11 protein-coding genes are annotated in these 12,656 nt (G+C 69.2%); 9 read left to right on the top strand and 2 right to left on the bottom strand.

The window, feature by feature from the left end; translation table 11 throughout:
• The first annotated feature begins 24 nt into the window (after positions 1–24).
• The 8 genes from FCN22_RS03015 to FCN22_RS02980 all read left to right on the top strand — a co-directional run bounded on the left by FCN22_RS03015 (position 25) and on the right by FCN22_RS02980 (position 9,934).
• A complete protein-coding gene (locus tag FCN22_RS03015; protein ID WP_238384479.1) occupies positions 25–1,233 on the top strand; it encodes a class I SAM-dependent methyltransferase in 1,209 nt (402 codons plus the stop codon).
• 98 nt (positions 1,234–1,331) lie between these two features.
• Entirely contained in the window at positions 1,332–3,479 is a 2,148-nt protein-coding gene (locus tag FCN22_RS03010) for an alpha/beta hydrolase (RefSeq protein ID WP_202911368.1), read from the top strand.
• Between the two features lie 107 nt (positions 3,480–3,586).
• Entirely contained in the window at positions 3,587–4,471 is an 885-nt protein-coding gene (locus FCN22_RS03005; RefSeq protein ID WP_137120064.1) for a branched-chain amino acid ABC transporter permease, read from the top strand.
• A 212-nt stretch (positions 4,472–4,683) separates the two neighbouring features.
• On the top strand, positions 4,684–5,736 hold the full coding sequence (locus FCN22_RS03000) for a branched-chain amino acid ABC transporter permease (protein WP_202911367.1): 1,053 nt from the start codon (positions 4,684–4,686) through the stop codon (positions 5,734–5,736).
• A complete protein-coding gene (locus FCN22_RS02995; RefSeq protein WP_137120063.1) occupies positions 5,733–6,449 on the top strand; it encodes an ABC transporter ATP-binding protein in 717 nt (238 codons plus the stop codon). Before FCN22_RS03000 ends, FCN22_RS02995 begins: the two co-directional genes overlap by 4 nt.
• Positions 6,446–7,180: an ABC transporter ATP-binding protein gene (locus FCN22_RS02990; protein ID WP_137120062.1), complete on the top strand. Its 735-nt coding sequence runs from the start codon at positions 6,446–6,448 to the stop codon at positions 7,178–7,180. Before FCN22_RS02995 ends, FCN22_RS02990 begins: the two co-directional genes overlap by 4 nt.
• Positions 7,177–8,463, top strand: coding sequence for an amino acid ABC transporter substrate-binding protein (locus FCN22_RS02985; protein WP_137120061.1), 1,287 nt, complete (start codon positions 7,177–7,179; stop codon positions 8,461–8,463). Before FCN22_RS02990 ends, FCN22_RS02985 begins: the two co-directional genes overlap by 4 nt.
• Positions 8,464–8,560: 97 nt before the next feature.
• A complete protein-coding gene (locus FCN22_RS02980; RefSeq protein WP_137120060.1) occupies positions 8,561–9,934 on the top strand; it encodes an NAD(P)/FAD-dependent oxidoreductase in 1,374 nt (457 codons plus the stop codon).
• 9 nt (positions 9,935–9,943) lie between these two features.
• On the opposite strand, the gene FCN22_RS02975 is transcribed toward FCN22_RS02980, so the two are convergent.
• Together FCN22_RS02975 and zwf are read right to left on the bottom strand one after the other, a co-directional pair.
• Positions 9,944–10,234, bottom strand: a complete 291-nt coding sequence (locus FCN22_RS02975) for a cupin domain-containing protein (RefSeq protein WP_137120059.1) — start codon at positions 10,232–10,234, stop codon at positions 9,944–9,946.
• A gap of 78 nt (positions 10,235–10,312) precedes the next feature.
• The gene (gene zwf, locus FCN22_RS02970) at positions 10,313–11,809 is read right to left on the bottom strand and encodes a glucose-6-phosphate dehydrogenase (RefSeq protein WP_137120058.1); all 1,497 of its coding nucleotides are present in this window, start codon (positions 11,807–11,809) and stop codon (positions 10,313–10,315) included.
• Positions 11,810–11,981: 172 nt separating this feature from the next.
• On the opposite strand from zwf, the gene FCN22_RS02965 reads away from it, so the two are divergent.
• The gene (locus FCN22_RS02965; RefSeq protein WP_137120057.1) at positions 11,982–12,647 is read left to right on the top strand and encodes a nucleoside/nucleotide kinase family protein; all 666 of its coding nucleotides are present in this window, start codon (positions 11,982–11,984) and stop codon (positions 12,645–12,647) included.
• The last annotated feature ends 9 nt before the right edge of the window (positions 12,648–12,656 follow it).

Raw genomic sequence — 12,656 nt, 5'->3', positions numbered from 1 at the left:
GCGACACACGACCAGGAGCGCACCATGACCACGAGCACACCAGCCCCCGACATCTCCACGACCAGCGCCGGCGCCACGACAGGTGCCGACCCCGGCGCCTCCGCCCCTGCCGGGCCGATCGCCACCGACTCCCCCGCGCCGACCACGGTGACACCGGCGACACCGGCGACACCGCGTCCGGTGGACATGGACACCCTGATGAGCTTCGTCTTCCGGGCGGTCGACGAGGTCGGCTCGACCCTCAACACCGCACTGGTCGTCATGGGCGACCGCCTCGGTTACTACCGCGCGATGGCCTCGGGTGAGCCGACGACACCGGCCCGGCTCGCCGAGGACACCGACACCTCCGAGCACTACGCCCGCGAGTGGCTGAGTGCCCAGGCGGCCGGTGGCTACGTCGACTACGACCCCGAGTCCGGCCACTACACCCTGCCGCCCGAGCAGGCGGTGGCGTTGGCCGACGAGTCGAGCCCCGCCTTCGTCATCGGCATGTTCCAGATCGCCCTCGGCACGGTCATCGACTCCCCGCGCATCTTCGAAGCAGCCCGGCAGGACGACGGCTTCGGCTGGCACCAGCACAACTCCAACGTCCACGTCGGCTGCGAGCGGTTCTTCCGGCCCAGCTACAACGCGCACCTGACCACGGAGTGGATCCCGGCGCTCGAGGGCGTGGCCGAGAAGCTGCAGCGCGGCGCCTCGATCGCCGACATCGGTTGCGGCCACGGCGCTTCGTCCATCGTGATGGGCCATGCCTACCCGCAGTCACGGGTCAGGGGCTCCGACTACCACCCCGCGTCGATCTCGGTCGCCCGTCAACGCGCCGAAGCCGCGGGCCTTGCCGACCGCGTCACGTTCGAGGTGGCTCCGGCACAGTCCTTCTCCGGGGAGGGGTTCGACCTCGTGACGATGTTCGACTGCCTGCACGACATGGGCGACCCGGTCGGCGCGGCGAAGTACCTGCGCCAGCACATCGCCCCCGACGGCACGTGGATGATCGTCGAACCCCACGCCGGTGACCACGTCGAGGACAACCTCAACCCGGTGGGTCGCGCCTACTACGGCTTCTCCACCCTGCTGTGCACACCGGCCTCGCTCTCTCAGGACGTGGGGTTGGCCCTCGGCACCCAGGCCGGGCCCGCGCGCATCCGCGACGTGGTCACCACCGCCGGCTTCACCAGGTTCCGGCAGGTCGCCGAGACGCCCTTCAACAACGTCTACGAGGTCCGCCCCTGACCCCGCCTGACGTGTCGGTGCCGCACCAGCCCCTGGTGCGGCACCGGCATACCTGCAAAAACGCGTCGCGGAGGTGCGCCGTGGAGGACACTGGGTCCGTGACGGCCCAGACTGTGCCGCCCGAGCCGCGGCGCGCCCGCGAGCCCGATCACGAAGGCATCGTCACCCGGGACGGCGTGACCATCGCGTATGCCGTGCACGGCACCGGCGAACCCACGGTCCTGCTGCTGCCCACATGGGCCCTCGTGCCCTCCCGCTTCTGGAAGGCCCAGGTGCCCTACCTGTCGCGACACTTTCGGGTGGTGACCTTCGACGGTCGCGGCAGCGGCTCCTCCAGCCGGCCCGAGGGAGCAGCCGCCTACACGGACGAGCAGTATGCCGCGGACGCGGCGGCCGTGCTGGACGCAACAGCAACCGACCGCGCGATCGTCGTCGGGTTCTCGTGCGGCGTGGCCTGGTCGGTCCACCTTGCGACCCAGCACCCCGAGCGCGTCGAGGGACTCGTCGCCCTGGCACCGTCGTGCGGTCTGTCCGTGACCGCCTCAGCGCGGGACCACGTCCCCTGGGATCGACTCCTCGACACCACGCGAGGCTGGGCAAAGTACAACAAGCACTATTGGTTGGGCGGCGGATACGACGACTTCGTGGACTTCTTCGCACGCAAGATGTTCACCGAACCGCACTCGACCAAGCAGATCGAGGACATCACGCGGTGGGCCCACGAGACCACGCCGCAGACCCTGGCCGACACGACCGCCGGACGACTGGGCTGCGACGGTGCCACGTGCACCGCCCTCGAACCCCTCTGCCTCGAGTTGCGTTGCCCGGTCCTCGTGGTCCACGGAGCGGAGGACGCGGTCCGGTCGAGCGCCATCGGCGAACGGTTCGCGGAGCTGACGCACGGCTCGCTGGTGGTGGTCGAGGGAGGTGGGCACGGGCTGCCCACCCGGGAACCGGTGCTGGTCAACAGCCTGCTGCGGGAGTTCGTCGAAACGGTCCATCGCACCCCTCGTCCCCGCGCTTGGCACCATGCGCTGCGCCGGCCGAAGCGGGCTCTCTACCTCTCCTCCCCCATCGGACTGGGTCATGCGGTCCGTGACCTGGCGATCGCCCGCGAGCTGCGTCTCCTGCACCCCGACCTGCAGATCGAGTGGCTCGCGCAGCATCCGGTCACTCGGGTCCTCGAGGCGGCCCACGAACGGATCCATCCGGCCTCGGCCTGGCTCTACAGCGAGTCACGCCACTTCGAGGACGAGTCCGCCGACCACGACCTGCACGCCTTCGAGGCCGTCCGCCGGATGGATGAGGTCCTCGTGGCCAACTTCATGGCGTTCCGCGACGTGGTCCGGGACGAGCACTACGACCTGGTGATCGGCGACGAGGCCTGGGACGTCGACTACTTCCTGCACGAGAACCCCGAGCTGAAGCAGTTCTCCTACGCCTGGATGACCGACTTCGTCGGCTGGCTACCGATGCCCGACGGCGGTGGCCGCGAAGCTGCTCTCACCACCGACTACAACGCGGAGATGGTCGAGCAGCGACGCCGATTCCCCCGGCTGCGCGACCGATCGATCTTCATCGGGAGCCCCGACGACATCGTGCCCGACTCCCTCGGCGACGGGTTGCCGCGCATCCGGGACTGGACCGAGGCCAACTTCGACTTCGCCGGTTACGTCTCGGGGTTCGATCCCACTCCGCTCAACGACCGCGACCGCCTGCGCGACGGTCTCGGCTACCGCCCCGACGAACAGCTGGTGGTGGTCGCGGTCGGAGGTTCGGGCGTCGGCGGCCCCCTGCTGCGACGGGTCCTGGCCGCGGCACCGCTCGCTCGCAGGCTCGTCGACGGACTGCGCTTCGTCGTGGTCGCCGGTCCCCGGATCGACCACCGGTCGCTGCCGAGACGCCGCGGCGTCAGCCTGCGCGGCTACGTGCCGAACCTCTACCAGCACCTCGCGGCCTGCGACTTCGCCGTGGTCCAGGGCGGACTCACCACCTGCATGGAGCTGACGGCCGGTCAGCGTCCGTTCGCCTACGTGCCGCTGCAGCACCACTTCGAGCAGAACTTCCACGTGCGCCACCGACTCGAGCGCTACCGGGCGGGCCAACACCTCACGTGGGAGGACGCCTGCGACGCGGACCTGTTGGCAGAGGTCGTCGCCAAGGGGGTCGGCCGCGCCGTCGACTACCGGCCGGTCGAGTCCGACGGCGCGGCTCGGGCGGCCGCCATGCTCGCCGAGCTGCTCTGACCGCCGTCTGCCAAGGGCGCAGATTGTCAACATGCGAACAAACCATTGTCCGGCGCGACGTTGCCGGTTAGGCTCCGGTGCCACATCACCGCGACACTGGAGGCTGGATGGAAGGCTTGGCCCAGGCGCTCGTCACCGGCATCCTCATTGGCGGCCTCTACGTGGCGATCAGCGTGGGGTTCTCGCTGGCCTTCGGTGTCCTGGACGTGGTTGACCTCGCCGTCGGGATGTGGGTCGTGCTCGGGGCCTACGCGGGCGTCAAGGCCCACGACTGGTTCGGCGTCGACCCGTTCATCTTCCTCCCGGTCACGTTCGTGGTGTTCGGGCTCTTCGGTTGGCTGCTCGGACCGCTCATCTACCGCGTCCGCACGAGCCGGTACGCGCTCCCCGCCCTGATGGGTCTGGCCTTCACCTTCGGGGTCGCCACCCTCATCCGCGGTGGGATGCTCACCGTGTTCGGCTACACACCCCGGACGGTGCAGACGGACATCGTCAGCGGCAGCTGGAGCCTCTTCGGCATCGTGATGCCTGCCATCCGGGTCGTCGGGTTCCTCTTCGCGGTGATCGCGGTGGCTGCCTTCCTGTTCTTCCTCTACTTCACCCGGACCGGCCTCGCGGTGCGGGCGGTGGCGCAGAACAAGGAGAGCGCGGGCCTGATGGGCGTGGACGTCAAGCGGATCAGCTCGCTGGTCTACGCCATCTACACCGGGCTCACCGCGATGGCCGGGATGCTCATGGGGGCCGTCTACTCGATGACCCCCGAGCTCGGCCTGCGCTACACGCTCTTCGCCTTCTTCGTCGTCGTCCTGGCCGGCCTGGGCTCGGTGCTGGGGGTGCTGGTCGCGGGTCTCTTCCTGGGCATCTTGCAGGCCCTCACCACCACCTACGTCGGAGCCGACTACACGCTGATGACCGTCTTCGTCGTACTGTTCGTCATCCTGCTCGTCCTGCCACAGGGCGTGTCGAAGTTCGCCAAGGCGGTGCGCACATGAGCAGCGACGACAGCGTGAGGAAACGAGCGAAGCGAGGCCCGGAGCGCCGAGGAGCTGCGACCACGAGCATGAGCAGCGACGACAGCGTGAGGAAACGAGCGAAGCGAGGCCCGGAGCGCCGAGGAGCTGCGACCACGAGCATGAGCAGCGACGACAGCGTGAGGAAACGAGCGAAGCGAGGCCCGGAGCGCCGAGGAGCTGCGACCACGAGCATGAGCAGCGCCACCACGACGACCAAGACAGCGGAGGCACCCACCACGGGGCCGCGCGGTCGCACCATCCGTATGGCGGGTCTGATCGCCTTCGCGGTCATCGCCCTCACCCTGCCGCTGTGGAGCACGCCCTACTGGATCCGGATCGCCACGGGCGTGGCGCTCTGGGCGGGGCTGGCGCTCTCCTGGAACGTCATCTGCGGCTACGCGGGATACATCAGCTTCGGCCACGTCGGGTTCTTCGGCATCGGTGCCTACACGACGGCGATCCTGATGCAGCCGGACCACGGGTGGCCGTTCTTCGCGACGCTGCCGGTGGGCATCGTCATCGCGGCCGTCTTCGCGGTGATCACCGGCTGGCCGGCGCTGCGGCTCAAGGGGGCCTACTTTGCCATCGCCACATGGGCGATCGCGGAGGCGGTGCGGGAGTTCACCACGGTCGCGGACTGGACCGGAGGCGCTGGGGGCCTGACCCTCCCGGTCGGCCCGGGCTCGAACTACTTCTACTACGTCATGCTCATCGCTGCCGCCATCGCCTATGTGCTGTGCTACGCGCTGCTCGAGCGGTCTCGCTTCGGCTACCGCGTCAAGGCAGTGCGCGACAACGAGCCGGCCGCAAGGGCCCAGGGCATCGACGCCACCAAGGTCAAGATCCAGGCCTACGTGCTCAGTGCCGTCATCCCGGCGGTGCTCGGCGGCATCAACGCCTACTGGATCACCTTCATCAACCCGCAGAGCGTGCTCAACACGATCATCACCGACCAGCTCGTCGTCATGGTGCTCGTCGGCGGACTGGGCCACGCGTGGGGCCCCGCCTTCGGGGCGGCCGTGCTCTTCCTGGTCAACGAGCAGTTCCTGTCCAGCTTCGGCTCCAGCACGTCATACATCGCGATGGTCGGCGTGATCGTCATGTTGGTCGTGCTGTTCCTGCCCGATGGTGTCGTGAGCATCTGGGGACGAAGTCGAAGAACCAGACTCGTCCGGCAGCTGCTCGGGCGTGCGGCTGACGACTTCCGCTCGGGGAACGCTGCCGGCTCCGGAGGTGGGCGATGAGCGCCGTGCTGGAAGTCACCGACCTCGGCCGTTCGTTCGGCGGGATCGCCGCCGTCGACGGGGTGAGCTTCGAGGTGCAGCAAGCCGAGATCGTCGGCATCATCGGGCCCAACGGCAGCGGCAAGAGCACGTTGTTCAACCTGCTCACCAGCGTGCACAAGCCGGATCGTGGACAGGTCCGGCTCTTCGGTCAGGACATCACCCGCACGCCCTCGCACAAGATCGCCCGCGCCGGGTTGAGTCGGACCTTCCAGCTGCCCGCGCTGTTCGTCAACATGACGGTCCGGCAGAACCTGTGGACCGCCGCGGTCGAGGGTGACTGGCGCGGCGCGCCCGAGCTGGCCAATGAGGTGCTCGAGCTGCTCGACCTGGCGCACGTGTCCGACGAGCTGGCCGGGTCGCTGTCCGGTGGTCAGCAGCGATTGCTCGAGATGGGTCGGGTGTTGATGCAACAGCCCAGGGTCGTGCTGCTCGACGAGGTCGCCGCGGGAGTCCACCCGAGGCTGCGACAGACCATCCTCGGCGCGATCCGCGAGCTGCGCTCCAGGGACGCCACCTTCCTGATCATCGAGCACGACCTCGAGCTCACCCAGGACATCTGCGACCGGATGATCGTCATGGACGCCGGCAAGATCGTCGCGGAGGGCAGCTTCGAGGAGATCACCCACGATCCGCACGTCATGGAGGCCTACCTGGGGGTGCCGGCCGAGTGAGCACCATCGAGGCGCACGACCTGGCCGCGGGCTACGGCCGGGTGCAGATCCTGCACGACGTGTCCCTGCGCGCCGCCGCGGGCGAGGTGACCTGCGTCTTCGGCCCGAACGGCTGCGGCAAGTCCACCCTGCTGAAGGCGATGGTCGGCGCGATCCGGCCGTGGAGCGGCACGGTCACCCTGGACGGCGAGGACATCACCAGCCTGGCCTCGCACGAGACGCTCAGGCGCGGCGTCGCCCTGATGCCGCAGAACGGCGGGATCTTCCCCGAGCTGACCGTGATCGAGAACCTGCGGATGGGCGGATACATCCTCAAGTCCCGCAAGGACCTGAACGAACGGATCGAGGAGCTGCTGGACGAGTTCCCCCGGCTGCGGGAGCGGCGCGGGGTCAACGCGGGGTCACTGTCCGGCGGCGAGCAGATGATGGTCGCCATCGCCCGGGCCCTGTTGCTGCGCCCCCAGTTCCTGCTGTTCGACGAACCGTCGGCAGGCCTGTCCCCCAAGCTCGTCGGCGACGTCCTCAAGCGTGCTGCAGCGCTGGCCGAGCGCGGTGTGGGGGTGGTCATGATCGAGCAGAACATCCGGGAGGCGATGCAGGTCGCCGACCGGATGTACGTGCTGGCGGCGGGTCGCAACCGCTTCGAGGGGACGCCGGCCGACATCAGCGACGACCGCGAGCTGATGCACCTGTACTTGGGGATAGGCAAACGAGAGGAAGGCACGACATGAGCACTCCAGTGACTCGCCGACAGTTCATGGTTCGATTCGGTGCGCTGGCTGGAGGAGCGGTGCTCGCACCGAGCGTCCTCTCGGCCTGCGGCGGAGGCAGCGGTGGAGGGGGTGGCTCCGACACCTTCAAGATCGGTGCCGTCCTCGAGCTGTCGGGCGAGTCGGCCACCGGCGGACAGGTCGCCAAGCGCGGCTACCAGCTGTGGGCCGACACCGTCAACAAGGCGGGCGGGATCGAGGTGGGCGGCAAGAAGTACAAGGTCGAGCTCAAGATCCAGGACTGCCAGAGCCAGCCGTCGGTCGGCGCCCAAGCCGCCGAGCGCCTCGCCAGCCAGGAGGGCGTGGACGCGATGTTCGGGTCCTACACCAGCGGAGTGCAGATCGCGATGAACCCGATCTGCGCGAAGTACAAGGTGCCCTGCATCGCCGGCTCGGCCGAGTCCCCGGCGAACTGGAAGGACCAGCCACAGTTCACCTACGGCATCATCCCGGCGGTCGACCTCACGGCGGCCAAGGCGGTCCAGGCGATCGTCGACAGCGCCAGCTCGAAACCGACCACCGCGGCCGTGATCGGCGTCAACGAACCCTTCTCCGACGACACCGCCTTGGGCTTCCAGCAGGGCGTCAAGCAGTCCGGGCTCCAGGAGGTGCACTACTCCCTCTTTCCGGCCAACGCCGACCTGGCCCCGATCGCGAGCGTGGTCGCGGACAAGAACCCTGACATCGTCGCGGTCGGCGGACACGACGTGATGCTGGTCGACGTCGTCAAGGCCCTCAAGGCAGCCCGCTTCACGCCCAAGGCGATCATCGAGCACTACGGCATCACCGATGCCTCGTTCGCCAAGGCTCTCGGCAAGGACGCCGACGGTGTCCTGGGCATCAGCGTCTGGCTGCCGGACGCGCCGCTCGAGGACAAGGTCTTCGGCAAGGCGAGCGAGTATGCCGCGGCGTTCAAGAAGGCCTACGGCTCCGAACCCGACTACACCGCGGCGGGGTGCAGCACCGCCGGAGAGGTGCTGCAGCTGGCCCTCCAGCAGCTCGGTGAGGCGCCGTCGTTGTCCGAGGACGCCAAGGTCAAGCTCAACGGGATCCTGGCCAAGACCGACATCAAGACCTTCTACGGACAGGTCAAGTTCGCCCAGGACGGCGACCACTTCCACGACAACACGGCGCTGTCGCCGATCCTCGTGCAGATCCAGGACGGCAAGGTCGTCGCGGTCGACCCGCCGGACGCGAGCAACTCGAAGATGATCTACCCGCTCAAATCCTGGGCGAAGAGGTGACCGCGGCGCCGGTATGACCGTGCTCAGGTTTCCCGGGTGCGCTGGTATGACGTGTGCCCGGGTATGACGTGACGAGCCGCTGAGCATGGAGGGCACCATGGCCTACCAGGACCTGAGCCTCTGGCACGACACGGCCGCGGACCCCTGGACACCGAGATCACCGCTGCCGGGTGACGTCGAGGCGGACGTCGCCATCGTCGGCGCCGGGTTCACCGGACTGTGGACGGCATACTGGCTCACCGAGCTCGACCCGTCGCTCGACATCGTGGTGGTCGAGAGCGAGGTGGCCGGTTTCGGTGCGTCCGGGCGCAACGGCGGCTGGTGCTCGGCCATCTTCCCCGCGACGCTGCGCCGGATCGCGAAGGACTCGGGCCGGGAGGCCGCGATCCGGATGCAGCGCGCGATGAACGACACCGTGTCCCTGGTCGGTGAGGTGGCCGCGAGGGAGGGCATCGACTGCGACTTCGCGCACGGTGGCTACGTCTCGGCCGCCCGCAACCAGGCCCAGCTCGCCCGCGCGCGCGACGAGGTGGCCGGCTGGCGCAGCTGGGGATTCGGCGAGAACCACATGCGGCTGCTCGGCGCCGACGAGGTCCACGCGATGGCCGCGATCAGCGACGCGAGGGGTGGCACCTTCACGCCGCACTGCGCGGCGCTCCATCCCGCGAAACTGGTGCGTGGCCTCGCCCGGGTCGTGGAGTCCCGGGGCGTCAAGATCCACGAGCGCACCCGCGCCACCGGGATCCAGCCACGACAGGTGGTCACCGAGCGGGGCACGGTCCGGGCCGAGCACGTCGTCAGGGCGACCGAGGGTTACACCCCGAACCTTCCCCGCCAGCACCGGGCGATCGTGCCGATGTACTCGTTGATGGTCGCGACCGCGCCGTTGCCGCAGGCGATCTGGGACCAGATCGGGCTCGAGGACCGTCCGACCTTCTCCGACAAGCGGCACCTGCGCATCTACGGCCAGCGCACGGCGGACGGCCGGCTCGCGTTCGGCGGGCGGGGTGCGCCATACCATTTCGGCTCGAGGATCGCCCCGTCCTTCGACCGCGACCAGAGGGTGCACGCCATGCTCCGCGACATCCTGCGCGATCTGTTCCCGCCATTGGCCGACACCCCGTTCACCCACGCCTGGGGCGGCAACCTGGGCATACCGCGCGACTGGTATCCCTCGGTGGCGCACGATCCCTCGACAGGGCTCGCGCACGCCGGCGGCTACGTGGGCGACGGTGTCGCGACCGCGGCGTTGGCCGGACGCACCCTCGCCCACCTCATCCACCGGGACGACGACGAGCTCACGACTCTCCCCTGGGTGGGCCGCACGAGCCGCAACTGGGAGCCCGAGCCGCTGCGGTGGCTCGGGGTCAACGCCGGCACCGCGCTGTTCGCCTACGCCGACCGGAGCGAACGCGCGCTGGGTCGCCCCTCACGTGCCGCCGCCTCCTTCTGGCGCCTGCTCGGCCACTGAGGCCGCGGGTCAGGCCTGCGGCCGAGGGCGCACGATCTCCACCTCGACGAAGTCGAGCACCTCCGCATCCTCGTTGCGGACGTTGTGCTCCGCGCCGGCCGGCTTGTAGTAGGACTCTCCCGTGGCGAGCTCACTCGTGGTCTTGGTCCCGTCCGCGTGGTGGACCTGCATCCGGGCCACGGCGAGAGGCACGACGACGTAGTCGTACTCGTGCCGGTGCTGCCCGGTCTCCTCCCCCTGGGCCAGCGTCCAGCGCGTGGCTCGCACCTCGGGGTTGTCGATCTGGACCTCTGAGCTCATGGCTACCTACCTTTCGGGGACGTGGACCCATCGTCCCGCATCGACGACCCGTTGTCGCCGGCGCCCGCCGGTGGGCGCCTACCTCTTCTCGCGCCAGCCGCGTTCGAAGGGCAGTCGCCAGGCGTTGGGGGCGATCAGCTGGTGGATCGCGTTGGGCCCCCAGCTGCCCTGCGGATAGGGCTTGACGATCGGCGGGTTCTCCAGCAACGGCGCCGAGCGTGCCCAGAGGCTCTCGATGCCCTCGGCCATGGTGAACAGGGTGTGGTCGTCCCGCATGGCGTCCAGGATCAACCGCTCGTAGGCCTCGAGCACGTCCTCGGCGCGCTCGGTCTCGGTGGTCGCGAACTGCATGCTCAGCTTGTCCAGCCGCATCCCCGGGCCGGGGCGCTTCCCGTAGAACGACAGCGACATCTTCGAGGCGTCGGCGAGGTCGAAGGTCAGGTGGTCCGGGCCCTGTGCGCCGACACCCGAGCCCACAGGGAACATCGATCGTGGCGCCTCACGGAAGGCGATCGAGATGATGCGCTGCCCCTCCGCCATCCGTTTGCCCGTCCTCAGGTAGAACGGCACCCCCGCCCAGCGCCAGTTGTCCAACCCGCACCGCAGCGCGATGAAGGTCTCGGTGTCGGAGTCCGGTGCCACGCCGTCGAGGTCGCGGTAGCCCTCGAACTGCCCGCGCACCACGTTCCCCGGCTCGAACGGCAGCAGCGAACGGAAGACCTTGTTCTTCTCCTCGATGATGGCCCGGGGCTCCAGCGCGGTGGGTGGCTCCATCGCCACGAACGCGAGGACCTGCATCAGGTGGGTGACCACCATGTCCTTGAAGGCCCCTGTGGCCTCGTAGAACTCAGCCCGATCCTCCATGCCCAGCGTCTCGGGGATGTCGATCTGCACGTGGTCGATGAAGTTGCGGTTCCAGATCGGCTCGAACAGACCGTTGGCGAACCTGAAGGCCAGGATGTTCTGCGCCGCCTCCTTGCCCAGGAAGTGGTCGATGCGGAAGATCTGCGACTCGGTGAAGGTCTCGTGGATCCTCGCGTTCAGCGCGATCGCGCTCTGGAGGTCGGTCCCGAACGGCTTCTCCATCACGACGCGTGACCGCTCCACCAGGTCCGCGGAGCGGATCATCCCGATCACCGCCTCGGCGGCCTTCGGTGGGACGCTGAGGTAGTGCAGCCGCATGACCTCCTCGCCGAGCTCCTCCTCGCACTGCCGGACGGCCTTGGCGAGCGCCTCCGGGCCCGCCGTCTGCGGCACGTAGTGCAACCGGGCCGCGAAGTCCTCCCACTGCTGCGGGCTCACCTTGTCGCCGCCGAACTCGCCGACCGCGGCCTTCGCGAACTGCCGGAAGGAGTCGTCGTCGAGCTCCTCGAGGGACGAGCCGATCACCCGCACCTCCGGTGCCAGGGCCGACAGAGTCAGGTGGGCCAGCCCCGGAATGAGCTTGCGGCGGGCCAGGTCCCCTGTCGCGCCGAAGAGCACGACCACGTGTGGCGGCACCTTCTCCTTGCCGTTGCCGTACGGGCGCGAGCCCGGGGCCGGGTAGGCGATGCTCTCGTCGTTTGCAACAGTCATGGCGCCGATGATGCCACCGCTGGCCTGTCCGGGAGGCGACTGCGACCTGCCTGCTGCGCGAATGACGCGCCGCGCCGCGGCCGGCCTGTGGACGAGGTGTCAGTCATCTGGTGCAATCGTGCGGGACAGCGGGCCGATCCGCTGCACCCGACCATCCGGTGAGGAGGACACGGTGGACCTTGACGAGCTGACAGAGCGCGCCCGGCGGCTGTGCTCCGGTCCGGGTCGCCGCGTCCTCGGCATCACGGGTCCTCCGGGCGTCGGCAAGACCACGCTGGTCGAGGCGCTGCTGGCCCGGCTGCGCACGCCGCCGGCGCCCGGGCAGGGTGCCGGCGGCACGGCATACGGGCGCGGCGACTGGGTGGCGCACGTGCCGATGGACGGCTTCCACCTCGCCGACGTCCAGCTGGAGCGACTTGGGCTGCGTGACCGCAAGGGCGCGCCGGAGACCTTCGATGCCGGTGGCTACCTGTCGCTGCTGCAACGCTTCGTCTCCGACGAGCCGCGCGTGCTCTACGCCCCCGGGTTCGAGCGGGAGCTCGAGCAGCCCCTCGCCGCGGCCATCGCGATCCCGCCGTCCACCCGGCTGCTGTTGACGGAGGGCAACTACCTGCTGCTGCCCGAGGGGGACTGGCCCGCGGTCCGCGAGCTGCTCGATGCGGTCTGGTACGTCGAGCTCGGGGAGCGCGAGCGCGTCCGCAGGCTCGTCGACCGGCATGTCGCGTTCGGCAAGTCGCCCCGCGAGGCGGCCTCCTGGGTGGAGCGGACCGACGAGGCCAACAGCCGGCTGGTCGCTGCCACGCGGGCCCGGGCCGACCTGGTGGTCAACGAGTGGTGACCTGGCGGG

Origin of the sequence: Segeticoccus rhizosphaerae (genome assembly GCF_005222685.1) — a bacterium.
Classification (GTDB): Bacteria; Actinomycetota; Actinomycetes; order Actinomycetales; family Dermatophilaceae; genus Segeticoccus; species Segeticoccus rhizosphaerae.
Note: the sequence above shows the minus strand (reverse complement) of the source record. Positions and strands in the feature narration are given on the sequence as shown.